This is a genomic window from Fibrobacter sp. UWB16, from assembly GCF_900215325.1.
Classification (GTDB): Bacteria; Fibrobacterota; Fibrobacteria; order Fibrobacterales; family Fibrobacteraceae; genus Fibrobacter.
This window is the reverse complement of record NZ_OCMS01000002.1, coordinates 988,556-1,015,360: the sequence shown is the minus strand read 5'-3', so window position 1 is coordinate 1,015,360 and position 26,805 is coordinate 988,556. Positions and strand designations below refer to the sequence as shown.

The following is a 26,805-nucleotide window of genomic DNA, read 5'->3' as shown; positions in this document are numbered from 1 at the left end:
AGGCGAATCCTATTTGTTTTTTGAAGGTTGAAATTAGTCAACCACTTCAGCGTCGACGACTTCCGGACCATCGCCCTTCTTGTCGTTCTTCGGCTGTTCAGAAGCACCCGGCTGCGGACCCGGCTGAGCCTGGTTTGCACCAGCAGCCTGAGCCATGGAGCTGATCATGCCCTGAAGCTTGTCCATAGCGGCCTTGATTTCTTCCTTAGTGCCGTTGTCCTTCTTGGCCTTGATATCGTCGATAGCAGCCTGGAGCTGGCTCTTGGTATCAGCCGGGAGCTTGTCGCCAAATTCCTTGAGCTGACCTTCAGCCTGGTAAGCCATCTGTTCGGCCTGGTTCTTGATGTCCACAAGTTCGCGCTGTTCCTTGTCCTTGGCAGCGTTGGCTTCGGCATCCTTCACCATCTTGTTGATTTCGTCTTCAGACAAACCGCTAGAAGAAGTAATCTTGATGGACTGTTCCTTACCGGTTTCCTTGTCCTTAGCAGACACATGCACAATGCCGTTTGCGTCGATATCGAAGGTCACTTCGATCTGCGGCACGCCACGCGGCTTCTTCGGGAGGTCGGTCAAGTCGAACTTGCCGAGCGTACGGTTGTCGCGGGCAAATTCACGTTCGCCCTGGAGCACGTGAATGGTCACAGCCGGCTGGTTGTCTTCGGCGGTAGAGAACACCTGGCTCTTCTTGGTCGGAATCGTGGTGTTACGGTCGATGAGCTTGGTCATCACGCCACCGAGAGTTTCGATACCCAAAGAAAGCGGGGTCACGTCGAGAAGGAGCACGTCCTTCACAGCGGAGTCGCCAGAAAGCACAGCGCCCTGAACGGCAGCACCGATAGCCACAACTTCATCCGGGTTCACAGTCTTGTTCGGTTCCTTGCCGAAGAACTTCTTCACGGCTTCCTGAACGGCCGGAATACGGGTAGAACCACCGACGAGAATCACTTCGTCAATTTCGCTCAAAGAAAGACCGGAGTCCTTGATAGCCTTGCGGCACGGTTCCATAGAACGTTCCACGAGGTGAGCGGTGAGCTGGTCAAACTTTGCACGGCTGAGGGTGAGGTCGAGGTGTTTCGGACCAGAAGCGTCAGCAGTGATGAACGGAAGGTTGATGTTCGTAGAAGTCGTAGCAGAAAGGTCAATCTTAGCCTTTTCAGCAGCGTCCTTCAAACGCTGGAGTGCCATTTTGTCCTTCTTCAGGTCAATGCCAGGATTTTCCTTCTTGAATTCGTCGTTAATCCAGTCGATGATGACTTCGTCGAAGTTGTCACCGCCGAGCATCGTATCACCGTTCGTGGCCTTCACGCTGAACATACCATCGTCGATTTCGAGGATGGAGATATCGAACGTACCACCACCGAGGTCATACACAGCAACCTTTTCGCTCTTCTTGGAGTCAAGACCGTAAGCAAGAGCAGCAGCCGTCGGTTCGTTCACGATACGGAGAACTTCGAGGCCAGCAATCTTACCAGCGTCCTTTGTTGCCTGACGCTGAGAGTCGTTAAAGTAAGCCGGGACCGTAATCACAGCCTGAGAAACCGTCTGGCCGAGGTAATCTTCGGCAATCTTCTTCATGGTCTGAAGAACGGCTGCAGAAATCTCAGGAGGAGCAAACTGCTTGTCGTCGATCTGGACGCGGACCGGATCAGAACCCGTGCCAACGAGCTTGTACGGCATGTTCTTTTCGGCAGCGGAGCATTCGCCAGCCGTACGACCCATGAAACGCTTGATAGAATAAATCGTCTTTTCCGGGTTCGTGATTGCCTGGCGCTTTGCAACGTGGCCCACAAGACGTTCACCGTTCTTGCCGAAAGCGACAATAGACGGCGTAGTGCGGAAACCTTCTGCATTGGCGATGACGACCGGCTTGCCACCTTCCATCACGGCAACGCAGCTGTTTGTCGTACCCAAGTCAATACCAATAATCTTACCCATGATTTTAATCTCCTATTTTAAATTCTTGATCCCCAGTGTTTTTGTTTGAGTGGGGAGTTTTTTACGCCGATACATTAGCAAAAGCCGTGCCAACCCCGAAAAGCGCCCTTTTTGTTTCGTTCTGAAACATTTTTTTTGAGCTAAAAACGGGCAAATTTAGGGCTGTTTCAAAAAATAACGCCCCACAGCGTCATCAAGACAACCGCAGGGCGGAAAAGATTCAGTGATATATTATATAGGGGTGACTCGGAAATGTCTTGTGAGCTTATTTTCCGAAGTTAACTCTAAAGGTCTGTCCGACGGAGTTGCGAACGATATAAGCTCCGTTGTGATAACCAGCAATCTTGAGGCTCGTCTTAATGTCCGTTAGTGAAGCTCCGGCGTTCAGGCGGACTTTGCCAAGCATGTTGCCCATCAAGTCAAAGACTTTGTATTCGCCGGCGGTCGTTGCGAAAGCGTTTGCAGCATCCGAAGCAAATTTCGGCAAGATGCCCGTGGTGCCATTGCGCTTGTCCATAATATCGCCATCAATTTTACCGAAGGCAATCCAGTCGAGGTTCACGTAATCGCTTGTTATTAGGACTTTGAGCACGTGTTCGCCTTTGGTGAGTTCCTTGGTCGTTTTGCCTTTGTACGTAGCGTATGTATCGAAGTCATCGGTTCCAGAAAGCGAGAGTGTATCGGTGATGGGTTCATTGTCCATGAAGAATCGTACGCTTGCGCTTTCCATGCCTGTTGCGTAAGAAAGTTCGAAGGGGAGGGTTCCGCTAGTTTCGACGTTCACAGTGTATTCCAGCCATTCACCCTTCTGCGTGTAGCCCACGGCAAAGCCGTCGCCGTTTTTCACGATGTCCACGCGATCTTCGCGGTATTCCTTGCCTTGATTTTCGGAATCCATGTCGTAGTAGGCCTTGCCGGCACCGCCCACGTCATAGTTTTCGAAGTCGATGAAGTTTGCGGGGCCTTCAACGCTTGCACCTACGGCTGGTACATCACACTTGGCTTCTGCATCTTTGAGTTTTTCCTTGCAGAACGGGCTTTGCGGAATGGCTGTCTTGCTGTCCTCGAATTCCCAGTAGTCGGCTTCGAAGTCGCCTTCAAATACAAAGAATACGTCGTGCTTGCCAACGGCACCTGTGAGCGGCACGGTCACAAGGCCATCAGCGTTAAATTCCGCCTTGCCAACAATTTCGCCGTTCACCTTGTCCAGACGGACGGTGATGCTCGACGCCTTCTTGACGTTCAGAACGGACGCCGAGAAGCTTTCTGCGCCTGCATCGCCGAATTCCACGCCGCTAATTTTGGTGTATTTTCCTTCGGAAAGATTGGTGATGACCGTATTGCCGGCGGTACCGCTCTTACGGACCCTCACGTCTTCGCCCCACGACATGGTTTCCGCTTCCACGCGCTTGTACGGGTCGAAATCTTCCAGCTGGGTCACGCCATTGTCCGGCCAATAGTCAATTTTTTGAATAGTTCCGTCGGCGTTATACTTCATTTCAGAAAGGCCGACAGAACGACGCTCCTTGTGTTGGTATTTCTGGCCCATTTTCTCGGACTTGTAACGCCAAAGTTCGTAATTGAGGCCGAAAACGTAGGATTTTCCCTTGAAATCGATGATGCCCGGGTGGTTTCCGTTACTGCGCGAAGAATGCGGCATAATGTCGCCCTTGTAGGTCCAGGGGCCCGTAATCTTGTCGCTCATGGCATACCCGATACCTTCGGCACAGCAGGTGGATGCGAAAGTCATGTAGTAATGGTCGCCGTGCTTATAGACCCAGGGGCCTTCTTGGTAATCCTTGATTTTGGGGTAGGTGACGATGGACCCCTGAGTACTAATCATGTCCTTATTCAACTTGATCATGTACAAATCGGGGTTGCCCCAGTACATGTAGGCCTGTCCGTCGTCGTCAATCCAGACGGTAGGGTCGATATCGTTCCAGTGCTCGCGCTGCCAGACTAGCGCCTTGTTCAAAGGTTCCTTGAAAGGGCCATAAGGGCTGTCCGCCACCAAGACGGAAATGCCATTGCCGTGAATGGGGACGTACATGAACCACTTGCCGTCGCGCTCGATGACCTGTTCCGCCCAGGCCCCGTTAGTCTTTGTGCTCCACTTGATGTCTCCCAGGCTTGCCACGGCACCGTGACTGGTCCAGTTGACCATGTCCGTGGAAGTATGCAACAGCCAGTCGTACATCATGAACCCGTCGGCATTGTCCTCGTCGTGGGTCGTGTACAGGTAAACCGTATCCCCATGGACATAGGGCGCCGGGTCCGCCGTATAGTTCGTCGTGATTACAATTTTCTGAGCGAAACCCGTACAAGCCAAGGCCAATACGGAAGAAACGATTAGGTTTTTACCAAACATCTTGATCTCCATTCCTTGTTAATTCCTACACCCAATAACAAAGATATATCTGAAAATGTTTGCGGTTAATCGCTTGCGTAAATCTCTATTGTCATTTTATCAAAAGGGAAGGATTGTAAAAAACATTTACCCAATAAAAATTGAGACAAAAGCCTTAAAAAAGCGTGTATATAAGTAGGGTGCAAACTATGTTTAGACATTCTATTCCAAAATAAATACACCTACTTGACGTATACACATGAAAAAGGTATATTAGACTATGATAAAAAGCTTTGCAGATAAAGACTCAGAGCTCATCTATAACCAGGAATTTTCAAGGCGATTGCCAAACACGATTCAAAAGGTTGCTTTAAGAAAATTAATGATGATAGATAATGCCAAATGTCTTGATGATTTACGTATTCCGCCAAACAATCGTTTGGAACAGTTACATGGAGATAGAATTGGGCAATACTCTATTCGCATAAATGACCAATGGCGTATATGTTTTAGAATGTATGATGGTCACTTTTACAATGTTGAAATTGTAGACTACCACTAGGAGTTAGTTATGAACAAGCATATTGAAACACCGACTATCGGAGAAATATTGAACGAAGAATTTTTGATTCCTATGGGGTTGTCCGCTTACAAGGTCGCTCAGGCTATAAATGTTCCCATTTCTAGGATTCAAGATATTCTTCATGACCGTAGAAGGATTACTGTCGATACGTCTTTAAGATTAGCCAAGTTCTTTGGAGTATCTGATGATTATTTCATCTCGCTACAAGACGATATTGATATTCGCAATCTAAAAATTGAATTGGCAGAGGAACTTGAGAAAATCAAAACTTTTGTTCCTGCATAATAGAAAAGCCCGCTCACGGGGGAGTGGCGGGCATAAAGGCGGGGGATATGGGGGTTATTTCCCGGAGGATACGATGACTTTTGCGGTCTTCAAGATTTTGTTCTTGAGCTTGTAACCCTTCTGGAATACGGTGACGACGTGACCTTCCGGGATGGTTTCGGAGGGCTGCTGCATCAGAGCTTCGTGGAGGTTCGGGTCGAATTCCTTGCCGGTCGGGTCGATTTGTTCGAGGCCTGCGTCCGTGAGAACCTTAGCGAACTGGTTGTAAATCATCTGCATGCCTTTTTCGAAGGCTTCGAGATCCTTGGCTTTGTTTTCGCTGGCGAAAGCACGTTCGAAATTGTCCTGGACTTCAGAGAGCTTTTCGAGAAGCTTGCCGTTCGCGGTTTCGATGAGTTCAAGCTGTTCCTTGGCATTACGGCGGCGGAAGTTTTCGAATTCAGCCATCAAACGAACGAAGCGATCGTTGGATTCGGCGAGCTGCTGTTTCAAAATTTCTTCGGCGGAAGGTGCTGCGGGCTGTTCGGCGGCTTTTTCGTCGTCCTTTGGCGCTTCGGCATTTTGACCTTCTACGTCAGCGGGCTTTTCGGCGTTGGCATTGTCGGTTGCTGAGCCTGCCGAAGCATTGGCATTGGCTTCGAGATTCATTGCGTCCTGGGCGGCTTTCAGCACATCCTGTTCAAATTGAGCACGTTCAGCATCGTTCGGTTCAATATTCTGTTCCGGATTCTTTTCTTCAGCCATGATATATCAATATTCCTTTAATAATTGTCCGTGCGGACATCTGTTTTACAATTTCGATATAAAGATAGCAAATACCATGCCAACAAAAAACGTCAAAAATTGTTTTAATGTGAAACAAACACACCAAAAATGCTGATGCCCGCTCGGCGGCGTGCATGACAGATTGGGTTTATGGTAAAAGAAACGTCGGACTCCCCTTCCTAAATTTAATTTTCCGATAATCTGCGTTATGTAAACTAAAGAATTGCGTTAATTATCGATTTCATTTTTATTCAACCATTACAAATCGTCTTCTAAAGGAAGCATTTCTTTTTCTCGCTCCATACGTTCGCAAGGAAACTTTACCCACCAGGCACAACTGTAAGAAGGTTTTGATGTTATTAAATCACATTCATATAGAAGATTTCGACCTAGTTGACTTAAGTCATAACCGCTAAAATTGTCTTTGAACGTGAATGTTATAGTATTGTCAACGCAATCGACGTTTTTCTTTGTTGAATCGCTTTTGTGTTGGAAGCACAATTCATTTATTTTTTCTTTGCCGTAATCGGTGTATTTTTTTCTAGCAATTGCAATTCCTTTTTCAATATTCAAGATAAATTGATATTTCAGATCACTGCTTGTCATGTCTAAATGGATTTGCGTACTGTCGTATTGAACTTCACCCCATAAATAAGTAGATGGCGCACAATGACAACAAATACATTCTTCAACGGTGAAGTTTGTAGTCATGTCAGTTTTAACTGAATCAATGACATAGTTTTTTATACGGTCAAAAATAACTGTAGAATCTTTTTCGCTTTTTACAGACATCTCCGCAGAGCTTGATCTATTTTCTTGTGCTGTCGAAACACGTTCCTCAAGCAAACTTTCAGTCTGCGGTACAGTCGATTTGCAGGCAGCGAGGAGTGCAATAACGATTATAGGTAAAATTTTAAGGAGTTTCATGTTTTAATATTACAGATTTGTGCAAGAAAAGCCTACGTAGAAATTTTTACGGTAGAAAAATATACAAAAAGTAGTTTCACACTCTGTAAATAAAAAGCCTTTCTTACAATTCTTGTAAATCTTTCATTTGAGGAAAGTCTCTCCCCTACACTGCCCCGCAACCCGCATAGAATAAGGGATTGCGGGCTTTTTTATGTGTTGGAAAAATTTTTGGCACGCATTTTGCAAATACGAGTGCGAACAAAAAGAAACCTCAAAAAAAGGATACCAACATGAAGCTCGTCACAGCTTACATTCAACCTGAAAAGCTCAATAGCGTAAAGCAATCGCTATATGAGAACAAGATCTACAAGATGTCTGTCACTAACGTTCTTGGTTGCGGCCAGCAGAAGGGTTACAATCAACGTTTCCGTGGCGTTGTTACTGAAGTTAATTTGCTCAAGAAAATTTGTCTGAAGATTGCTGTGAATGATGAATTCGTACAGCCTTGCATTGATGCCATCATCAAGGGCGCTCGTACGGGTGAAATCGGCGATGGAAAGATTTTCGTCACGTCGCTTGAACAGTGTGTTCGCATCCGCACGGGTGAAACTGGACCGGAAGCGATTGGTTAATTCGGAATCAGGAATTCAGAATTAGAAACTAAAATTTTCAAAAAGGATTTATACAAATGAACGAAGTAGCAACAGTCGCAACCGTCAACGACGCCATCTTTATGACGGAAAACATTTGGATCATGATCAGCGCCATGTTGGTGTTCATCATGGGTCTCGGATTTGCATGTGTCGAAGCAGGCCTTGTGCGTGCTAAGTGCTCTGCAAACGTCGCTTTCAAAAACATCGCTGTGCCGGCAATCGGTATCACGATGTACGCCTTGCTCGGCTTTGGCCTTATGTACCCGGGTACTTTCAACGGCATTCTCGGTTTCGCAGGCTTCGGCATTGGCGACTGGGCAAATCCGGCAAACTTCACCGCAGCCTACAACGGACACTTTACGTTGTTCACAGACTGGCTGTTCCAGGCAATGTTTGCAGCAACCGCCGCAACGATCGTGTCTGGTGCCGTTGCTGAACGTGTGAAGCTCAACTCCTTCCTCGTTTTCACCATCGCCTACGTGGCTCTCGTCTACCCGGTTGTCGGTAGCTGGACATGGGGCGGCGGCTGGCTCTCCACCTTCGGTGCTCACGGTTTCCACGACCTCGCCGGTTCTACCCTCGTCCACTCTGTGGGTGGTTGGGCAGCTCTCGCTGGCGTCATGATTCTCGGACCGCGTATCGGTAAGTATGTCGGTGGCAAGGTTCACGCTATCCCGGCTCACAACATTCCGCTTGCAACAATCGGTGTGTTCATGCTCTGGTTCGGTTGGTGGGGATTCAACGCCGGTTCTGCTCTCAATGGCGACCCGAAGGCTACTAGCTGGATTCTCGTGACCACGAACCTCGCTGCTGTCGCAGGCATCATCACTGCAACGCTCACAAGCTGGATCGTTTCCAAGAAGCCGGACGCCACCATGGCTCTCAACGGATGCCTTGCTGGTCTCGTCGCTATCACCGCTGGTGCAGACGTCGTGACCCCGCTTTCTTCCTGGATTATCGGTGCAATCGCTGGTGTGCTCGTTGTCGGTGCAGTCTTCATGTTCGACCGCTTGCACTTGGATGACCCGGTCGGTGCTCTCTCTGTCCACCTCGTGAACGGTGTCTGGGGTACGCTCGCTGTCGGTATCTTCGATATCACCGGTGACTACACGCTCGGCACTCAGGCTGTTGGTGTCCTCGCCTACGCTGTCCCGTGCTTCGCTGCCGCAAGCCTCATCTTCTTCATCATCAAGAAGACCATGGGCCTCCGCGTGACTGAAAAGCAAGAACTTCGCGGCCTTGACCAAGCTGAACACGGTCAAGAAGCTTACAGCGGATTCCAAATCTTCAGCAACATGTAATTTAGCACTTAGTTATTAGTCAATAGTCATTAGTTAAAAAACTTACTGAAGTTTCCAAGCCTTAAACTAGCGACCAACAACCAATAACTAACAACTACAAAAAGTATCTCTGTTGACTAAAGTACCCCGGAACGAATGTTCCGGGGTTTTACGTTTGTGCGTAGCGACTATTTTTCGATTTTGTGCTACAAAAAAAAGCCGCACGAGGCGGCTTGGAAATGTTCTTTTGGTGAATTCCGCGCGGCTCAGAGATTCTCGATTTCTTTGAGCCAATCCGCGGAGGAGGCATCGCTGGGCATTCGCCAGTCGGCTCGCGGAGAGAGCGAAATCGTTCCGACCTTTGGACCATCCGGGATGCAACTGCGCTTGAATTGCTGCGCAAAAAAGCGCTTCAGGAAAAGCTTAAGAACGCGAACTAGCTCTTCATGTGGGTATTTCGCTTCAATTGCGGAGCCATCCTCGCCCACTTTGGCCCCAAAAGCTTTCTCGGCTAAGTAAAGCAATTTGCGTGGTTCTGCACCATATTTTGTAAAATGATACAGATAGAAATCGTGAATTTCATAAGCCCCGAGAATTGATTCCGTTTTTTGAGCGATTTGTCCGTTGCTGTCTGCAGGCAAAAGTTCTGGCGAAACAGGCGTATCCAAAATGTCGCGGAGAACATCGGCGAGGGCTTTCGCGGAATCCTGGGAATTTGCCGCACTCTCCCCCATCAATTCCTGTACGTGATCGGCGTACCATGCGACAACGTGACGCACGAGCGTCTTGGGAATATCGCAGTTCACGGCATACATGGACATATGATCGGCGTTATACGTGCTCCAGCCAAGAGCTATTTCAGAAAGGTCGCCCGTTCCAACGACAATGCCGCCTTCTTTATTTGCTAAGTTCATCAAAATCTTGGTACGTTCGCGAGCCTGTACGTTTTCGTACGTCACGTCAAGCTTTGCTGCATCGTGACCGATGTCTTTGAAATGCTGCAAGCAAGAGGGCTTGATGTCGATTGTTCGGAGTTCAACGCCCAAGAGCTCCGCCATCGCAACAGCGTTATTTTTTGTGCGTTTGGTTGTGCCGAATCCTGGCATTGTAATCACGAGAATTTTGTTCAGCGGGCGATTCAGCAACTTGAATGTTTCGACAACGACAAGCAATGCAAGCGTTGAATCAAGACCGCCACTGAGCCCGAGAACCGCACGTTTGGCATACGACGATTCCAGACGTTTCGCAAGCCCTGCGCATTGGATATTGAATATCTCGTGGCAGTTGGAATCGCGATGTGCTATGTCGCTTGGAACAAAAGGCATCGGCGCAATGTAGCGGTATTTAAGACCTTCCGTGGGCTTTTCAGAATCATTCGCAACAACGGGAAGTGATGCGAAATTTGCGGCCTTTGCAAAATATTCTGTGGAATCGAAATCTTGGAAGCTGCCCTCGCTTAAACGTTGAGCGTTCAAGCGCTGCACATCGATATCGGCAAAAACGATTTCACTTTTGCGGCTGTAATTCTTGCGTTCGGCGAGCATGGAGCCGTTTTCGGCAATCATCAAATGGCCGCTAAAGACCATGTCAGTCGTGGATTCGTGAACGCCAGCAGATGCATAAACATATGCTGCCATGCAGCGTGCAGACTGATTCATCACGAGATTACGACGGTAATTGCCCTTCCCTACTAGCGCATCGCTTGCGGACAAATTTAAAATCACATTAGCGCCAGCCAAAGCGAGTTCACCGCTAGGCGGTGCCGCGGTCCACAAGTCTTCGCAAAGTTCAACGCCGATGCGTATTTCTTCGCTACCGTTTACCGTAAAGAAGTTTGTTATCGGGACCTCGCCCAAGTCATCAAACGAATACGTGAGCGGAGCTTTTCCATAATTGCCGGTTTTAACACTGTTTGCGCTTAGCAAATCGCGACCGCTATTGAAATGGCGCTTTTCGTAAAATTCACGTTGATTCGGCAAATGGATTTTGGGCGTAATGCCTATGATTTTTCCACGTTGCAAAAGGGCGGCGCAATTATAGAGTTTACCGAACATTCGGAGCGGGAGCCCCACAGCGACAATCATGTCGGAATCGTCAAATGCCTTTGCAATTTTTAAAAGCGATGCAAGCGATTTCTTCAGCAAAAGCTCTTGATGGAACAAATCACTACAGGTGTAACCCGTAATGCAGAGCTCAGGGAAAACGACAACTGCGGCCCCTTCGTTTTTGGCGAGGAGACCGCAGCGTATGATTTCATCAGTATTGAATTCCGTATCCGCAACTTTCAAAGTTGGGCACACAGAAGCGATTCTGTAAAAACCGAACATTTTATTTTGTAATCAATCCTAGTTTATTCATTCGATAATTCATCATTCGCGGAGAAATGCCAAGTTCGCGGCCCGCTGCCGAAATATTACCGTCGTTGCGCTTGATAGCTTCTGTGATCAATTCCTTTTCGTAATTGCACATCATCACGTCAAGCGGAGCGTGATCGGTAATAATCTTTCCGGTACCCGTGCTTAAGCTAGTCTGCAATGAAGGCGGAAGATTGTAGCTATGGATGCAATCGTCTGTTGCCGTAAGCACGGCGCGTTCAATGCAGTTTTCAAGTTCACGGACGTTACCCGGCCAATGATAACTCATCAAAAGATTAATTGCTGTTGTGGACAAGCGAACAATCTTTTTGCCGTACCTGAGATTCATCTTTTCAATGAAATGCTCGGCAAGCAAAATAATGTCGCTCTGGCGCTTTGCCAAATCCGGCATCGCAATCGGGAAAATATTCAAGCGGTAGAACAAGTCTTCGCGGAAGAGCTTCTTTTCCATGAGTTCTTCGAGGTTACGGCTTGTGGCCGCCAAGAAGCGGACATCGGAATGGAGTTCTTCGTTGCTGCCGACTCGGCTGAACGTGCGTTCTTGCAAAAAACGCAGCAGCTTGACCTGAGTTTGCATTGTCAAATCGCCAATTTCGTCGAGGAAGAGCGTTCCGCCATCGGCAATTTCTGCACGACCCTTGCGCATGTTAATGGCTCCTGTGAATGCGCCTTTTTCGTGACCGAAAAGTTCGCTTTCCACAAGATTCTCTGGAAGGGCTGCGCAGTTAAGCGTTACAAACGGCTTGTCTTTACGAGATGAAAGCTGCACAATTGCACGAGCGATCATCTCTTTACCCGTACCGCTACCACCGCGAATAAGCACGGTCGCATCCGACGGAGCGACTTGACGCACTTGTTCGTACACAATCTGCATTTCGCGGCAGTTGCCAACAAGTTCACTCGGCTTACCGCTGAGCATGTCACGCAACTTCTGGTTTTCGTCAATCAAGGACTGGCGTTCCACAAGCATTGTCTGGCATTCGCTTGCGGCATCACCCGTGATGTTGGCGATGATTTCCAAAAGTGCGACATCGCGGTCCAGATCCGTCGTCACATCGACAGGGCGGTCTACTGAAAGCGTTCCGATAATTTGTTCATCATGAATCAGCGGAACGCAGATAAAAGCAACCTGGCTATCGTAATTGCGAGCGCCCGTGCGGTTCAAGAATCGAGAATCCTTGCGCAAGTCGGGAATCACGTGGCTGCGGCCTGTTTCTGCCACATGTCCAGTGATGCCTTCGCCCACCTGATATTGGCCTAGGCGCTTTTTCTTTTCATCAAGTCCATGCGATGCTTCAATTTTCAAGGTATTACCGAACAGCAAAGTAAACGTGCCATTCAGCATACCCATGTCGGTATCCAAAATGGTGAGCACATTATCCAAGAGCTTTTCAACGTTTCTCTCGTGGATGATGATTGTACTGATCTTTTGAACGACCGCGATTTCTGGAGCTATTGGTTGTTTCATAATTTGTAAAATAGTAAATGATTGTTATATACTAAAGGGCTTTGACCAATAACTAATGACTTCGTTTTACAACTTTTCCCTAATGCGCTTGAGGGCAACTGCAGTCTGGTCTGGGTCGCCAAAAGCGGTCAGGCGGAAATAGCCTTCACCGCAGGGACCAAAACCACTACCCGGCGTGCCGACAACTTCGCAAGTGGCAAGCAAGCGGTCAAAAAAGTCAAACGATTTTTCGCCTTCGGGCAACTTCCACCAAATGTAAGGAGCGTGTTCGCCACCGAAAACGGTATAACCACATTCCGTCAATTCCTTGCGGATTTTTGCAGCCGTATCCATGTAACCGCTGATGACGGCCTTTGTCTGTTCCCAGCCTTCCGGAGTGTAAATGGCTTCTGCCGCGCGCTGTGTCACGTAGCTTACGCCGTTGAACTTAGTGCACTGACGGCGGTTCCACATGGCACGGAGCTTTTCAAGTTCGTGCGGGACAATTGTGTATGCACAACGAACGCCCGTGAATCCGGCGGTCTTACTGAAGCTGCGGAATTCAATGGCGCAAGTGCGAGCGCCTGGAATTTCGTAAATGGAGTGCGGGAGCTTTTCGTCGCGGATGTAGCAATTGTATGCACCATCGAACAAAATAATTGCACCAGTTTCGTTGGCGTAATCCACAAACTTCTGGAGCGTTTCTCGAGTGAGCACCGTACCGGTCGGGTTGTTCGGGCTGCAAAGATAAATCAATTGGACGGGATTCTTGGGCAAGTCAGGCTGGAAGTTGTTTTCAGCCGTTGAGGCGAGATAAGTCACTTCGGAGAAATGACCGTCGTCCTGAAGAACCCCCGTACGGCCAGCCATCACGTTGCTATCGAGATACACAGGGTAAACCGGGTCCGGGATTGCAATTTTGGCGTCAGCCGAGAAGAGTTCCTGGATATTTGCGACATCGCACTTGGAACCATCGCTCACGAACACATCGTTCGGATCCATTTCAATGCCGCGCGGAGTGTATTCGCCACGGATAATGGCTTCACGGAGGAAATCATAACCTTGTTCTGGACCGTAACCGCGGAACGTCCACTTGACACCCATTTCGTTTACAGCCTTGTGCATGGCCTCGATCACAGCGGGGATAATCGGAGAAGTCACATCGCCAATACCCAAGCGGATGATGTCTGCGTTTTCGTGGGTGCCCTGGTATTCCTTGATTTTCTTGGCAATCGTTGAAAAAAGGTAACTGCCAGGAAGACGATCGTAGTACGGATTGATGATTGAATTGTTCATTTTTAAGTATTCGGTTTTAGGTAATAGGTTTTAGGAGCTCACTCGTTTAAACGATTTAGATTTCGCCTTTGAAGACTTCTTTTGCGGGGCCGGTCATAAAGACTGGGCCGCCTTCTTCGTGCTTGATGTGAAGCGTTCCGCCATCCAAGACAACGTCTGCTTCGAGACCGATGCGACCTGTGCGCTGAGCGGCAACAAGCGTTGCGCAGCTTCCGGTGCCACAAGCCATCGTCACGCCACAACCGCGTTCCCAGACGCGCATGCGAATCGTATTTTCGTTGATCACTTGTGCAAATTCGATGTTGCAACGGTCAGGGAAAATCTTGTCTACTTCGAGGATGCGTCCCCAATTTTCAAGCTGAATTTTTTCGATGTCGTCTACGAAGATAACGGTATGCGGGTTGCCCATAGAAACTGTTACGCCCGTAAAATCAAATGTATCTGCTGTGAGCTTGATCGTTCCCAAGAATTCGCGCGGGAGGCCCATATTTACACAAACACGGCCATCCGGCAGAACGGATGGCTTTACAAGACCGCTTTTGGTGTGCAAAACAAAATTGCTATCATCGCTAAGACCGCGACTTTGGATAAACTTTGCAACACAACGCGTGGCGTTACCGCACATGGCGGCTTCGGAACCGTCTGCGTTGAAGATGCGCATTTCAAATTCGTTACTTTTTACATTTTCGTTTATCGGAGTTACGACGACTACCCCATCAGCGCCAATGCCAAAGCGTCTATCGCAAAGTTCAATTACACGCTGTTCCAGAGCCTTGCCCGGAGTCATGTCGAAAGACTCACCAGGTTCGACGAGAACGAAGTCGTTGCCGAGACCAGTCCATTTTGAAAATTTTAAAGACATAAAATGTAATCCTTTTTACGCTATTCGCGCTCTATAGGCAAAAATCGTGCCACTTTTACAATTTCAGTAAAAGTGGTGATTTTGAAGTAATTTCGAGGATTTTGAAAATTAAGAGATTTTCAGGAAATGAAATATTTTACAAAATGTGTAAAAACAAGAAAAGAGTTTTACAAAAATTGTAAAACTCTTGAGTTTCAGGAACGGAGATGTATTACTTGAGTCGGTTTACGACCTGCTTGGCGCTTGCCATGGCGCGAACCACAAGCGAAGCTCCGTTAGCACAGTCACCGACCGCGTAAATGTTACGTGCAGGGTCTGGGATGATTGCCGTACGCGGCGTAAGTTTCAAGCCCAAGTCGTTCACGAGGCCTTCAGCCGGAACGCCTGTGAAGCCCATGGCGAGCACGACCAAATCAGCTTCGATGATTTCCGTAGAATTCGGAACTTCATTCGGCTTGAGCGGCTTGCCGAGCGGAGACATATCCCATTCGACACGGACTGCTTCGACACCTGCCACGTGACCGTCCTTGACAATAAACTGCTTGGACGAAACATTCCAGCGACGTTCGCCGCCTTCGTGGTGTGCGTAGCTTGTGCGCAGCAAGTACGGCCAATCCGGCCACGGCGTAGAGGGAGAACGAGTCTCAGGCGGCTTCGGCATGAATTCCACCTGGAGAACGCTCTTGCATCCTTCACGAATTGCTTTACCCACGCAGTCGTTACCCGTATCGCCACCGCCAATGATCAAGACTTTTTTGCCCTTGGCATTGTACTTTTCCGGATCTTTGCAATCAGGCATTTCGGCACCGTGCAAGTAATCGAGAGCGAGGTAAATGCCTTCGGCTTCACGGCCCGGGATTTTCAAGTCACGAGCGTTCGGCGTACCAATAGCGAGGAACGTGTAATCGAAATTGCGGTGGATGTATTCCGCAGAAATATCCTTGCCGATTTCGGTATTGCAAATAAACTTGATGCCAGCGGCTTCGAGGAGAGCTACGCGGCGGTCAATCACCTGCTTTTCGAGCTTCCAGTTCGGAATGCCGTAACGCAGGAGTCCACCCGGCTTTTCGTGCTTTTCGTAAACCGTCACGGCAAAGCCTTTGCGACGAAGTGCTTCGGCAGCAAACAAGCCCGCAGGACCTGCGCCAATCACGGCGGCAGTCTTTCCGTTCGGTTCTGCTGTCGGGAGGCTCACCCAGCCTTCTTCGAAGGCTGTTTCGATCATGAACTTTTCGACCTGACGGACCATCACTGCATCGTCATTCAAGTTACGTGTGCAGCAAGATTCGCAAAGAGCCGGACAAACGCGTCCCGTGAATTCCGGGAAGAATGCCGTCTTGCTAATGATATCGTAACCCTTGCGGATATCGCCTGCGGCAACCGCTTCGTTAAATTCCGGAACGAGGTTCCCGAGCGGGCAACCTGCACCGTGGCAGAACGGCACGCCGCAATTCGAGCAGCGACCGGCCTGAGCCACAATTTCAACAGCGGTCAGCGAGCGTTCAACTTCTTTCACGTCCTTGACACGTTCATCAACCGGACGGTAAACATCTTGTATTCTCTGTACTGTTTCCATTATATCCTCCGTACCGGTTTACTTCTGAGTGTGCATAGCTAAAGCGTGACGGTATTCAACCGGGAATACCTTTACAAATTTCGGACGGGCATCATTCCAATCTTCGAGAATGCGCTTGCCCTTTGCAGAACCAGTAGCTTCGACGTGCTGCTTGATGATGTCGAGGAGTTCCTTTTCGCTTTCCGTACCCGGAAGCACGCTTTCAAGGTCCACAGAATCCACATTGCAGCTCAAGTCAAAGTGACCTGTTTCGTCGTAGACGTAAGCGAGACCACCCGTCATACCGGCAGCGAAGTTCACGCCCACGCGACCGAGCACGACCACGCGACCACCCGTCATGTATTCGCAACCATGGTCACCCACGCCTTCAGAAACGAGGAGCATACCGGAGTTACGGATACCGAAGCGTTCGCCAGCGAGACCGTTGATGAACACCTTACCGCTCGTGCCACCGTAACCGATGACGTTACCAGCGATGACGTTGTCTTCGGCCTTGAACGTTGCGTTGTGCGGTGGGCGAACGATGATCTTACCACCGCTGAGTCCCTTAGCCATAAAGTCGTTGACTTCACCTTCAAGGTCAAGAGTAATACCCGGAGCGAGGAATGCACCGAAGCTCTGGCCAGCAACACCCTGCAAATGAATCTTGATCGTATCTTCCGGGAGACCCTTTGCACCGTAGAAGTCATCCACGTAGCCAGAAGTTTCTGTACCGACCGTACGGTCCGTATTGTGGATCATAGCGCAAAGTTCAACCGATTTGCCTTCCTTGAAGGAATCCTGCACGAACGGGAGAATTTCGCGGCGGTCAAAGTTGACGAGTTCTTCGGGTTCATAATTTTCATCGAAGGACTTGCAGCCTTCAACAGTCTGGAAGACCTTGCTGAAGTCGAGGTGCTTTGCCTTGTAGAATTCAATAGCGTGGTTCACATCGAGCAAGTCGCTACGGCCGCAGGCTTCATGGAGGCTCTTGAGACCGAGGCTTGCGAGGATTTCGCGGACTTCGTCAGCGATGAAGAACAAGAAGTTCTTGACGTATTCCGGCTTGCCCTTGAAGTGCTTGCGGAGTTCCGGATCCTGCGTGGCAAGGCCCATCGGGCACTGGTTCGTATGGCAGCGGCGGTCCATAATGCAGCCGAGCGATACGAGCAAGTTCGTGGCAAAGCCAAATTCTTCGGCACCGAGGAGAGCGCCAATCACAACGTCACGACCGGTCTTGAGCTGACCATCGACCTGGAGCTTCACGCGGCCACGGAGATTGTTCAAAACGAGAGTCTGTTCCGCTTCAGCAATACCAAGTTCCCACGGAAGACCGGCATGCTTAATGGAAGTGAGCGGAGATGCGCCCGTACCGCCATCGTGACCAGAGATGAGAACGACGTTTGCGTGAGCCTTGGCAACACCGGCTGCAATCGTACCGACACCGACTTCAGACACGAGCTTCACAGAAACACGAGCCTTCGGGTTGGAGTTGTGCAAGTCGTAAATGAGCTGAGCCAAGTCTTCGATGGAGTAAATATCGTGGTGCGGCGGCGGAGAAATGAGCGACACATTCGGGATAGAGTGACGCACGCGAGCCACAAATTCGTTCACCTTACGAGCCGGGAGCTGGCCACCTTCACCAGGCTTTGCACCCTGAGCCATCTTGATTTGCAAATCCTTAGCGTGACGGAGATAGTCAATTGTCACACCGAAACGACCAGAAGCGATCTGGCGAATAGCAGAGCTGCGGATTTCACCGTTCGGCCCCGGAGTATTGCGATCCGGGTCTTCACCACCTTCACCGCAGTTGCTCATGGCACCCACGCTGTTCATGGCGATAGCGATTGTTTCGTGAGCTTCCGGGCTCAAGGAGCCAAGGCTCATAGCGCCAGCGACAAAGTGCTTGACAATGCTTTCACGAGATTCGACTTCGGAAATGTCAATCGGAGTCGTTTCCTTGAACTTGAAGAGTCCGCGGAGTGTTGCGAGACGTTCGGACTGGTCGTCAATGAGTTTGGAGTAAGCCTTGAACTTTTCGTAATCGCCCATCTGCACAGCCTGGCGGAATGCAGCGATAGACTGCGGAGTCCACAAGTGGCGTTCGCCTTCGCTGCGATAGCGGTACTGACCGCCTTCCTTGAGGACGCTGCTAGCGTCGGCAAGAGCGATATGGCAACGAGCGTCGATTTCCTGAGCGATTTCCTTGAGGCCGATACCTTCGATGCGGCTTGCAGTACCCGGGAGGTACTTGTCGATAAATTCGCGGTTGAGACCGACGGCTTCGAAAATCTGAGCGCTGCGGTAGCTGCGGAGCGTAGAGATACCCATCTTGGACATGATCTTCAAGAGACCCTTGTCCACAGCCTTGATGTAGTTGGCTGCAGCCGTGACCGGATCCACATTGATTTCGCCGGTATGGCACATGTTCGTGATGCTTTCGAGAGCGAGGTACGGGTTGATGACCGTTGCGCCGTAACCGAGCAAAAGGGCAAAGTGCATGACTTCGCGGACTTCACCGGACTGCACAATCAAACCGATTTCCGGGCGGACGCCAGCTTCGACGAGCGAGCGATTTACGCAAGCGGTAGCCAAGAGCGACGGCATCGGGACATAGCCCCAATCCACGTTCTTGTCGGAAAGGACGATGATGTTGAAACCGTCCTGCACGGCGCGGATGGCGTCGCCAGCGAGCTTCTGCAAAGCTTCTTCGAGAACTTCGCCATTGCCGCCAATCGGGAACTGCATCTTGAGCACCTTAGCAGTAAAGCTCTTGTCGCCGATGTTTTCGAAACGGCGGATTTCGTCTTCGGTCACGACCGGGCGCGGAATCTTGATGAGGTGAGCCTGTTCCGGAGTTTCTTCGAGAATGTTGCCGTGGTTACCGATGTAGGTCGTAAGGCTCATCACGAGTTCCTCACGAATCGGGTCGATCGGCGGGTTCGTCACCTGAGCGAACAGCTGCTTGAAATAATTGAACAGCGGCTGCGGCTTGTCAGAAAGCACGGCGAGAGCGGCGTCGTTACCCATGGAACCGAGCGGTTCTGCGCCCGTCTTTGCCATCGGCTGCAAAATCACGCTCAAGTCTTCGGCAGAGTAACCAAAGCGCTTCTGCTGGATAAGCAAATCGGCAGGAACGTCAGACGGATTGATTTCGCTGAAGAGGCCGCGAACGCTCATCTTGTTTTCGGCAACCCAGCGGCGGTATGGCTTGCTGCGGGCGACGAGAGCCTTCATTTCCGCATTCTTCAAGATGCGGTGGTTTTCAATATCGAGGTAAATGATTTCACCCGGTTTTAAACGACCCTTTTCTTCAACCTTGTCGTCGTCGATGTCAAGCACACCCGTTTCGGATGCCATGACAAACAAACCGTCTTTACATAAAGTGTAACGTGCCGGACGGAGACCGTTGCGGTCCAAAATGGCACCAGCGTTCACGCCATCGGAGAACGCGACCGCTGCCGGGCCGTCCCACGGTTCCATCAACATGGATTCGTATTCGAAGAAACCACGCACATCGCGGCCGAGGTAATGCTTTGCACCCCAAGCCTGCGGCATCATCATGAGCATCGCATGCGGGAGGCTACGGCCAGCGGCCACCAAAAGTTCAAACATGTTGTCGAGGCTAGCGGAGTCGCTCTGGCCTGCGGCAATCAGCGGCAAGCACTTCTGCAAATCTTCGCCAATGCGGTCGCTCTTGAGGTACGGTTCACGAGCCTTGAGGCTGTTCAGGTTACCGCGGAGCGTGTTGATTTCGCCGTTGTGAGCGAGGTAACGGAACGGATGGGCCAAAGGCCAGGTCGGGAACGTGTTGGTCGAATAACGCTGGTGGACAAGCGCGATAGCACTTTCGAAATCGTTATCCTTCAAATCCTTGTAAAAGCCTTCGATCTGTGTGGCGAGCAAGAGTCCCTTATAAACAATCGTCTTGGAGCTGCAAGAGCAGATATAGAGGTTCTTGACAGACTTTTCGATCAAGCGGCGGAGCACAAACAGCTTGATTTCGAACGCTTCGTTCGATTCGAACTTTGAACCGTCAAAAATGTACTGACGGATGTGCGGAAGTGTTTCGCGAGCCGTGTGGCCGATAGCGGACGGATCCACCGGAACTTCACGGATCTTAACGACCGGAGCTCCTTCAGCAGCTGCGAGCTTTTCAATTTCTGCATCGGCAGAATCGGCAGCCACAGTATTTTCGACAAAGATCATCGCCACGCCGTAACGGCTCGGAAGATCGTTGTAGATCTTGTGGAAGAACTTGTGCGGCATCGAAAGCAGAAGGCCGGCACCATCACCCGTTTCCGGGTCGCCACCCGTTGCACCACGATGGAGGAGGCGCTTTAAGACGGTGATACCCTGGACAACAATCTGGTGAGAAGCGATATTATTTATATTGGCGACCAAGCCGACGCCGCAGGCGTCATGTTCGTTGGCTGGATCATAAAGAGCTTGTGCTTGCATAGAAATCCTTTTTAGTTTTTGCGCCCTTTATGCAAAAACTGTGCCAACTCGCGACAAAATGCGTAAAGCCCGCTTCAATTCATGAAAAAGCGGTTAAAAATGTAAAAGAATGAAATTTCTGAACAGAATCTCTAAAATTTGACGCAAACACGGTTTACAGTTTTTGAAATTAAATTTTGAATTTTTACAAAATACGTAAATCTAAATTTGATGAATTTGCTCTTATTAGACTTCTTTGAATGCTGTGTTATGTTTTTCAGATTCTTTATTTTCCAATTTCATCTTTTCTGTCTAAAAATGCATTTTTTGTAGTATCACTGGAGCTTTCAACTAGACTTTTACATTTCTAGCCAAAAGATTAACGTCCATAAAGACCTTGTTTTCGCAAAAAACGCCTTCAGAATCATAAAGTAGTGAAAATTTAAGTTTTATAACGTATTTGTAGACAAAAATTGGAAAATGAGCGTTGTTTAAAAATTTTAAATTTGGCGCCATGATTAATTTTATCAAGTCTATTTACTCCGGTTTGTGCATTGGGCTCGGCGGAACGGTTTACCTTTCTTGCGACAATAAGATCCTCGGGTCGTTCTTGTTCGGACTGGGGCTTTTTACGATTTTGAATTTCGGATTCAACCTTTTTACAGGCAAGGTCGGCTATTTCGTCAACAAAAAGATTAATTATTGGGGCTTTTTGGGAATTGTCTGGCTCGGAAATTTCATTGGAACGTTCGTTTTCGCGAAGTTAATGGCAGCGACTCGCTATGGAGCGGCACTTCAAGCGAATGCAAATGCTCTTTGCGTTATCAAGGACGGTGATGGTTTTGCTAGTTTGCTCGTGCTCGGAATTTTCTGCGGGATGCTCATGTTCATCGCTGCTGACGGCTACAAGAACGTAGAAAACCAGGTCGGGAAAGTATTTATCGTGTTCCTCCCGGTGATGGTCTTTATCTTAAGCGGTTTCGAACACTGCATTGCAGACATGTTCTACTTCTCGCTGGCAGGCGATTTTTCAACGACAATGCTCAAGGCACTTGTCGCGATTACGATTGGCAATTCCATTGGCGGTGGACTCATCCCACTCATGCAAAAGCTAAACGCCAAGTCCGCGAACGCGTAAATAAGCGAATTTACACCCTTTTTACAATGGGTGCCTTGCCAAAAAATCTATATAACTTACATTTCTTTTGCGTTTCTGAATAATGCGCTGCGACATCCAAAAATTTGGATGTCTTTTTTAATTTAAGGAGATAAGCGCATGAAAGATGCATCACAAAACGACATTAAAAATATAAAGATGCCATTTACAAAAATAATCAATGACGAATAATCAAAAATTGATTATATTATGTATAATGTGACCGTAACAAAACGGGCTCAGAAAAATGCAATGACTATGCCTAAAGCTGTACAAAATAAGTTTAAGGCTCTTCTGCAATCATTGAAAGTTTCTGGTCCGATTCAACCACTATTTTGGCATTACTCAAAACTTGGAAACGAGACATACCATTGTCATCTCGCTTTAAATTGGGTAGCATGCTGGACATGTAAAGACGGATCTATAAATATAGAGGTGTACTATGCTGGCAGTCGTGAAAAGGCCCCGTATTGAAATCAGAGCGAAACATATTCCTGCCCCACTTGTACGCTTTTTGCGTGACACTTATAAACCCGAAAATGTAATTGTTAGCGACGACAACGAATCTGAACCGTTTGAACAAACGGAATGGTTTAAATCGCTTGATACTACACCAGGGGAAATGATTGTCGCAAATAGGGATTTGCGCAATTGGTCTCAAGTGACTCTTGCAGAAAAACTCGGTATTCAGGTGCAGAATCTTTGCGCTATGGAAAACGGTCGAAGAACGGTATCTCGAAAAATGGCTGTTAAGCTCGGTGAAATTTTTGGCACTGATCCTGCCGCATTTTTTGATTTCGTGAAATGACAAAGAAAAAGCGCAATCCACGAGGGATTGCGCTTTTTCGTAAATAGGCGATTCCGGCGCGGAGGCCGGAATGACAAAATGATGTTTTATCCGAGGTCTTTGATGACCATGATGCCGCTGCGTTCGATCTTCGGGTATTGACGCATGCCTTCCCCGCCCTTACCCTTGTCGAGAATCTCGAGGAGTTTGCCATCTGTGGAGTACAGGTGCAGTTCCCACGGGCCGTTCGGTGCGTTGAAGTAACCGGAGTTCTTTTGCACGTTGCGCTGGAACGTTCTATTCAAACGGTCGGCAACGCTGCGGGCGTGAACGAGCGAAACGTCTGCGAGATTCCAGGATATCGGCACGCCGCCCATGTCGAAGATGAGCACGGCGTCGACGTCGGTCTCTTCCTTCATCGTGAATTTCCAGCTGAAGTTCTGCCAGCTCGTGCTCAAGTCGAGAATACGGCCGTTTGCATACGGTGTATAGCTTTCGCAGTCCTTCTTGATGTTCACGTTGAGCGTACGCGGCTTGTCAGCCTTGGCGCGCATGCTAAAGATGTACGTTACACCCTTGTGGAGCGCGAAATGCTGCTTGAACTGGAGATTCCAGGAATCCTTGCCGCCCTTCTTGATGTCGAAATGCACAACGCCATCCTTGACGGTCACATCGCCCTTTCCACCCCAGAAGTCGGTTGTCCAGCCAGAAAGCGGATCTTCGGCATTGAATTCGCCGTTTTCAATGATATTCGCACCAGTTCCCTGAGAGCCGGTTGTGAAATCCTTATTCTGGATAAAGTTTGGAATCACGCTCGTATTCTGGATGCCGAGAGGACTATCGACAGCGACTTCCTTGCCCCAGCCAATAAGCGTGTTGTAGGAGCCGTGAACTGTCATGTCCATTTCCGGACTGTCGAAGTTACCCGGACCCCAACTCCATGCGAGCCAGCCGATGTTCAAGCGTTCGCATTCCGACATGATAAACTTGTACGGAATTTCACGAACACCGCCTGCAGCCACCGGAGCAAATTCGCCGACAATCAGCGGAATCTTACGCTTGAGGGATTCTTCGAGCGTCCCCTTGATGCGATCCTTGACGGTTTCGTAGCCTGTAGCCACCGGATTGTGGCGTTCGGTCGGCCACCACATGTGAATCGAGAAAATCAAGTTGTGTTCGGGGTCTGCCTGCAAAAGCTTCGGGCCCACGTTCAACAAATTCTTTTCGTTCTGGCCCCATTCATCGGCGTCGATCATAATCGGCACACGCACTCCAGAGGCGCGGAGCTTTGTTACGATGATGTTGTAGGCATTGAAAAATTCATCGGCGCTCTGGGCCTTGTCGCCCGGTTCGTTACCGATGTTCAAAATCAAGTATTCCTGATGATTGTAAATCATCTGGAGTGTTTCTTCGCGAAGCCAAAATTCAAGGGCGTCGCTCAGGCGGTCCCAGTTACCGGTCGTGTCATGAATTTCCGGGATAGGAATCATGCCGTTGGCAATACAAAGCGAAATAATGTTGTCGAGGTCGCTGATGCGGCCTCGAGTATTCCAAACAATTCTTACACAGTTTGCGCCAGTCTTTGCAATTTCGGGAATGGTCTTGCCTTCACGATCCGTCCAAATAAACATGTGGTTTACACCACGAAGAACAACCTTTTCGTTGTCCTTGCTATACAGAAAAGAATCTTGAACGAAAAAGCCCGGTTTCACAGATGAGCCGTTCATGTCTTTAATTTTCTCCATAATGTCAATTAATCCATTATAAATATACAACTAAATGTATTTTAGAGCCAAAATTTTTTCGCATATATAAAAAATTCAGCGCTCAACCATGGACTTTTCAAGCAAAATATGTGCCACAAGGCGTAAGCTCGGCTATTTGAGCCTTATGGATGCTGACGCGTTTGATTTGGCGACTTCAGATGGAAGTTGCGGCGGCACTACATTTCCGATGTTTTTCGCCGAGTAGTTCGATAACGAACGTTCAGGAAGATGTTTCCAGTAGCGTACAGGCAGGCAACGTCGAAGAAGGCGCGGGTTGAGCCGCTCCTTGATCGCCATCGTGTCGTAGTAAGACTTCCACATACGAGTAAATTCATCTGGAGGGGCGTGCGCTGAAATGTAACTCGGGTCGGGAACCGTTACAAAATGTGTTCGGTAATTCTCGTAATAGACGCCAAAGCCACGCTTGACATCAATAATCGCCCATGTGCCGTTGGGGAAACGGCACCGGAAATGCCCGACAATCATTTCGAGAATGTCGTACTTCGGTTCGATTTCGGCGATATACATGCCATCGGGCGCTTTGTTGAAACGCACCATTCCATACATGTTGTCCATTTCGCGACGTACGGAACGCGCGATGGTAATGAGCGGAATCATTTCGAGACTTGACGGATTGCGACCGTAATTCGGGTCTAGCCCCGCAAAAAGCTTGCGCAAGTACGCAAGAATGTTCATCTCAATGTTCGCGTCTTCGGAACGGAAACACGTTTCGAGTAAATTCAATATGTCCTTGCTTGCTGCTTTGGTAATAGCTCGTTTGAGGCGGTTGGCGGAATCTTCAGACGTTTCAACGTGGAAGGGGTGCGCGAAAAGGTCGGTTGCCGCTTCACGTTCCGCTTCGTACGTGCGTTCGGCGACAAAGCAAGAAACATCGAGATGTTGGCGGTAAATCTCGAAAACGGCACTCAAGAAGCCGTCGAAAGTAGAATCGTAATGAATCGCGAGGGACATAATTTTGATGCGAAACTTAACTGGATCCTTCACGCTTTCGCGTTCAGGATGACGAGATGAGAATGGTTAGTTGTTTGCGATTGACAAAGCGTTAGTGGATGGTGCGGCTTTTGGCTGTGGCAGCGCTGCGGGCATGGAGTCGAATAGGTCGAGTTGATCGTTCTTGGGTTTGCCCGCTATGAGCAAGGGACGAATCATTTCGGGGTAAAGCTTGTGGAGTTCTCGCGGCACGTCGCTATCGTAGATGAAGTATTTCGCGCGCTTGAGCACCACCCCCATTTTCTTCAAATGTTCGAATCTGATTTTAGAATAACGCCTTCCGCTGACAATGAGCTGTGCAGACCTCACGCCAATGCCGGGCACGCGCAAAATCATCTCGTAATCGGCAGTCTGCAAATCGACTGGGAAACATTCCGGATGGCGGAGTGCCCACATCACTTTCGGATCCAAATCTGGGTCCAGGAACGGATTTTTCTCGTCAAGAATCTCGTTGTACTCGAACTTGTAAAAGCGCATGAGCCAGTCGGCCTGATAAAGCCGGTGTTCGCGTAAAAGCGGCGGTTTTGTGGTAATTACAGGCAAGCGCTTGTCTGCATTTATCGGAACATACCCCGAAAAATAAACACGCTTCATTTGCTGTTGCTTGTAAAATCCCGCCGAAAGCGTCAAAATTTGGAAGTCGGTCTCCCCCGACGCTCCGACAATCATCTGTGTGCTCTGCCCTGCCGGCAAGAACTTCGGAGAGTACTTGGACTTGTCCGTTTTGTATTCAAGCTTGCGTTCCGCCAAGAAATTCATCGGGCGGTAAATGGATGCAAAATTCTTTTCGGGCGCGAGGTATTGCAACTGCTTGTCCGAAGGAATTTCGATATTCACGCTGCTGCGATCGGCATAAAGCCCGGCCTCGAACAAAAGCCTAGAACTTGCGCCGGGGATCGCCTTTAAATGAATGTAACCGCCAAAATGGTGTACCAATCGCAATTCCTTTGCCACCTTAATTAACAGTTCCATCGTGTAATCTGGCGAGCCAATCACGGCTGAGCTCAAGAAAAGCCCTTCAATGTAATTGCGGCGGTAAAATTCCAACATAAGGTTGATAAGCTCTTTGGGAGTAAAAGTCGCTCGTGGGATATCGTTACTGCGTCGGTTCACGCAATAAGCACAATCGTACTTACAGGCATTACTGAACAGCACTTTCAATAGCGAAATGCAGCGCCCATCGGCGCTCCACGTATGGCAAATGCCCGAGCTGTGCCCGCACCCCATTCCGCCTTTTGGCGAATTGCGCTTGGAACCGCTCGACGAGCATGAAACATCGTACTTGGCGGCATCGCCTAGAATGTTCAGTTTATCGCGTAAATCCATTTTTGCCCATCGTTTTTAACGACACAC

Annotated in this window: 19 protein-coding genes; 6 read left to right on the top strand and 13 right to left on the bottom strand. The window is 49.0% G+C overall.

What is annotated here, in order from left to right:
• Positions 1–33: 33 nt before the first annotated feature.
• Both dnaK and CRN95_RS09580 read right to left on the bottom strand, forming a co-directional pair.
• Entirely contained in the window at positions 34–1,935 is a 1,902-nt protein-coding gene (dnaK, locus tag CRN95_RS09585; RefSeq protein WP_097020723.1) for a molecular chaperone DnaK, read from the bottom strand.
• Positions 1,936–2,200: 265 nt separating this feature from the next.
• On the bottom strand, positions 2,201–4,303 hold the full coding sequence (locus CRN95_RS09580) for a family 43 glycosylhydrolase (protein WP_097020722.1): 2,103 nt from the start codon (positions 4,301–4,303) through the stop codon (positions 2,201–2,203).
• Between the two features lie 259 nt (positions 4,304–4,562).
• On the opposite strand from CRN95_RS09580, the gene CRN95_RS09575 reads away from it, so the two are divergent.
• Together CRN95_RS09575 and CRN95_RS09570 are read left to right on the top strand one after the other, a co-directional pair.
• Positions 4,563–4,844, top strand: coding sequence for a type II toxin-antitoxin system RelE/ParE family toxin (locus tag CRN95_RS09575; RefSeq protein WP_072828569.1), 282 nt, complete (start codon positions 4,563–4,565; stop codon positions 4,842–4,844).
• 9 nt (positions 4,845–4,853) lie between these two features.
• Positions 4,854–5,150, top strand: a complete 297-nt coding sequence (locus tag CRN95_RS09570) for a HigA family addiction module antitoxin (RefSeq protein WP_088629711.1) — start codon at positions 4,854–4,856, stop codon at positions 5,148–5,150.
• 54 nt (positions 5,151–5,204) lie between these two features.
• Here CRN95_RS09570 and grpE read toward each other — a convergent pair whose 3' ends face one another.
• Both grpE and CRN95_RS09560 read right to left on the bottom strand, forming a co-directional pair.
• A complete protein-coding gene (grpE, locus tag CRN95_RS09565; RefSeq protein ID WP_097020721.1) occupies positions 5,205–5,894 on the bottom strand; it encodes a nucleotide exchange factor GrpE in 690 nt (229 codons plus the stop codon).
• A 279-nt stretch (positions 5,895–6,173) separates the two neighbouring features.
• On the bottom strand, positions 6,174–6,842 hold the full coding sequence (locus CRN95_RS09560; protein WP_097020720.1) for a hypothetical protein: 669 nt from the start codon (positions 6,840–6,842) through the stop codon (positions 6,174–6,176).
• 272 nt (positions 6,843–7,114) lie between these two features.
• On the opposite strand from CRN95_RS09560, the gene CRN95_RS09555 reads away from it, so the two are divergent.
• Entirely contained in the window at positions 7,115–7,456 is a 342-nt protein-coding gene (locus CRN95_RS09555) for a P-II family nitrogen regulator (protein WP_088629766.1), read from the top strand.
• Between the two features lie 56 nt (positions 7,457–7,512).
• Positions 7,513–8,778 (top strand): ammonium transporter, encoded by a 1,266-nt coding sequence (locus tag CRN95_RS09550; protein WP_014546485.1) that lies wholly within the window; start codon positions 7,513–7,515, stop codon positions 8,776–8,778.
• A gap of 245 nt (positions 8,779–9,023) precedes the next feature.
• On the opposite strand, the gene CRN95_RS09545 is transcribed toward CRN95_RS09550, so the two are convergent.
• The 6 genes from CRN95_RS09545 to gltB all read right to left on the bottom strand — a co-directional run bounded on the left by CRN95_RS09545 (position 9,024) and on the right by gltB (position 20,753).
• On the bottom strand, positions 9,024–11,084 hold the full coding sequence (locus tag CRN95_RS09545) for an NAD(+) synthase (protein WP_097020719.1): 2,061 nt from the start codon (positions 11,082–11,084) through the stop codon (positions 9,024–9,026).
• Between the two features lies 1 nt (position 11,085).
• Positions 11,086–12,600, bottom strand: coding sequence for a sigma 54-interacting transcriptional regulator (locus CRN95_RS09540; protein ID WP_097020718.1), 1,515 nt, complete (start codon positions 12,598–12,600; stop codon positions 11,086–11,088).
• Between the two features lie 66 nt (positions 12,601–12,666).
• Positions 12,667–13,875: an LL-diaminopimelate aminotransferase gene (locus CRN95_RS09535; protein ID WP_097020717.1), complete on the bottom strand. Its 1,209-nt coding sequence runs from the start codon at positions 13,873–13,875 to the stop codon at positions 12,667–12,669.
• Between the two features lie 55 nt (positions 13,876–13,930).
• Entirely contained in the window at positions 13,931–14,737 is an 807-nt protein-coding gene (gene dapF, locus CRN95_RS09530; protein ID WP_097020716.1) for a diaminopimelate epimerase, read from the bottom strand.
• A 211-nt stretch (positions 14,738–14,948) separates the two neighbouring features.
• Positions 14,949–16,313: a glutamate synthase subunit beta gene (locus CRN95_RS09525; protein WP_097020715.1), complete on the bottom strand. Its 1,365-nt coding sequence runs from the start codon at positions 16,311–16,313 to the stop codon at positions 14,949–14,951.
• Between the two features lie 18 nt (positions 16,314–16,331).
• Entirely contained in the window at positions 16,332–20,753 is a 4,422-nt protein-coding gene (gene gltB, locus CRN95_RS09520) for a glutamate synthase large subunit (protein WP_097020714.1), read from the bottom strand.
• A 493-nt stretch (positions 20,754–21,246) separates the two neighbouring features.
• Between gltB and CRN95_RS09515 the strand changes: the two genes are divergently transcribed.
• Both CRN95_RS09515 and CRN95_RS09505 read left to right on the top strand, forming a co-directional pair.
• The gene (locus CRN95_RS09515; protein ID WP_097020713.1) at positions 21,247–21,870 is read left to right on the top strand and encodes a formate/nitrite transporter family protein; all 624 of its coding nucleotides are present in this window, start codon (positions 21,247–21,249) and stop codon (positions 21,868–21,870) included.
• Positions 21,871–22,330: 460 nt separating this feature from the next.
• The gene (locus tag CRN95_RS09505) at positions 22,331–22,696 is read left to right on the top strand and encodes a helix-turn-helix domain-containing protein (protein ID WP_097020712.1); all 366 of its coding nucleotides are present in this window, start codon (positions 22,331–22,333) and stop codon (positions 22,694–22,696) included.
• Between the two features lie 86 nt (positions 22,697–22,782).
• Here the strand turns inward: CRN95_RS09505 and CRN95_RS09500 are convergent, their stop codons facing one another.
• From CRN95_RS09500 to CRN95_RS09490, 3 genes are all read right to left on the bottom strand, one after another.
• Positions 22,783–24,420 (bottom strand): cellulase family glycosylhydrolase, encoded by a 1,638-nt coding sequence (locus CRN95_RS09500; protein WP_088629720.1) that lies wholly within the window; start codon positions 24,418–24,420, stop codon positions 22,783–22,785.
• A gap of 132 nt (positions 24,421–24,552) precedes the next feature.
• Positions 24,553–25,413 carry a TIGR03915 family putative DNA repair protein gene (locus tag CRN95_RS09495; RefSeq protein WP_097020711.1) on the bottom strand — a complete coding sequence of 287 codons (861 nt, stop codon included), beginning with the start codon at positions 25,411–25,413 and terminating at the stop codon, positions 24,553–24,555.
• A 66-nt stretch (positions 25,414–25,479) separates the two neighbouring features.
• Positions 25,480–26,778: a putative DNA modification/repair radical SAM protein gene (locus CRN95_RS09490; RefSeq protein WP_097020710.1), complete on the bottom strand. Its 1,299-nt coding sequence runs from the start codon at positions 26,776–26,778 to the stop codon at positions 25,480–25,482.
• Between the last annotated feature and the right edge of the window lie 27 nt (positions 26,779–26,805).

Coding starts and splice junctions, on each gene's coding strand:
- dnaK (WP_097020723.1), bottom strand. CDS start 1,935: ATGGGTAAGATTATTGGTATTGACTTGGGTACGACAAACAGCTGCGTT.
- CRN95_RS09580 (WP_097020722.1), bottom strand. CDS start 4,303: ATGTTTGGTAAAAACCTAATCGTTTCTTCCGTATTGGCCTTGGCTTGT.
- CRN95_RS09575 (WP_072828569.1), top strand. CDS start 4,563: ATGATAAAAAGCTTTGCAGATAAAGACTCAGAGCTCATCTATAACCAG.
- CRN95_RS09570 (WP_088629711.1), top strand. CDS start 4,854: ATGAACAAGCATATTGAAACACCGACTATCGGAGAAATATTGAACGAA.
- grpE (WP_097020721.1), bottom strand. CDS start 5,894: ATGGCTGAAGAAAAGAATCCGGAACAGAATATTGAACCGAACGATGCT.
- CRN95_RS09560 (WP_097020720.1), bottom strand. CDS start 6,842: ATGAAACTCCTTAAAATTTTACCTATAATCGTTATTGCACTCCTCGCT.
- CRN95_RS09555 (WP_088629766.1), top strand. CDS start 7,115: ATGAAGCTCGTCACAGCTTACATTCAACCTGAAAAGCTCAATAGCGTA.
- CRN95_RS09550 (WP_014546485.1), top strand. CDS start 7,513: ATGAACGAAGTAGCAACAGTCGCAACCGTCAACGACGCCATCTTTATG.
- CRN95_RS09545 (WP_097020719.1), bottom strand. CDS start 11,084: ATGTTCGGTTTTTACAGAATCGCTTCTGTGTGCCCAACTTTGAAAGTT.
- CRN95_RS09540 (WP_097020718.1), bottom strand. CDS start 12,600: ATGAAACAACCAATAGCTCCAGAAATCGCGGTCGTTCAAAAGATCAGT.
- CRN95_RS09535 (WP_097020717.1), bottom strand. CDS start 13,875: ATGAACAATTCAATCATCAATCCGTACTACGATCGTCTTCCTGGCAGT.
- dapF (WP_097020716.1), bottom strand. CDS start 14,737: ATGTCTTTAAAATTTTCAAAATGGACTGGTCTCGGCAACGACTTCGTT.
- CRN95_RS09525 (WP_097020715.1), bottom strand. CDS start 16,313: ATGGAAACAGTACAGAGAATACAAGATGTTTACCGTCCGGTTGATGAA.
- gltB (WP_097020714.1), bottom strand. CDS start 20,753: ATGCAAGCACAAGCTCTTTATGATCCAGCCAACGAACATGACGCCTGC.
- CRN95_RS09515 (WP_097020713.1), top strand. CDS start 21,247: ATGATTAATTTTATCAAGTCTATTTACTCCGGTTTGTGCATTGGGCTC.
- CRN95_RS09505 (WP_097020712.1), top strand. CDS start 22,331: ATGCTGGCAGTCGTGAAAAGGCCCCGTATTGAAATCAGAGCGAAACAT.
- CRN95_RS09500 (WP_088629720.1), bottom strand. CDS start 24,420: ATGGAGAAAATTAAAGACATGAACGGCTCATCTGTGAAACCGGGCTTT.
- CRN95_RS09495 (WP_097020711.1), bottom strand. CDS start 25,413: ATGTCCCTCGCGATTCATTACGATTCTACTTTCGACGGCTTCTTGAGT.
- CRN95_RS09490 (WP_097020710.1), bottom strand. CDS start 26,778: ATGGATTTACGCGATAAACTGAACATTCTAGGCGATGCCGCCAAGTAC.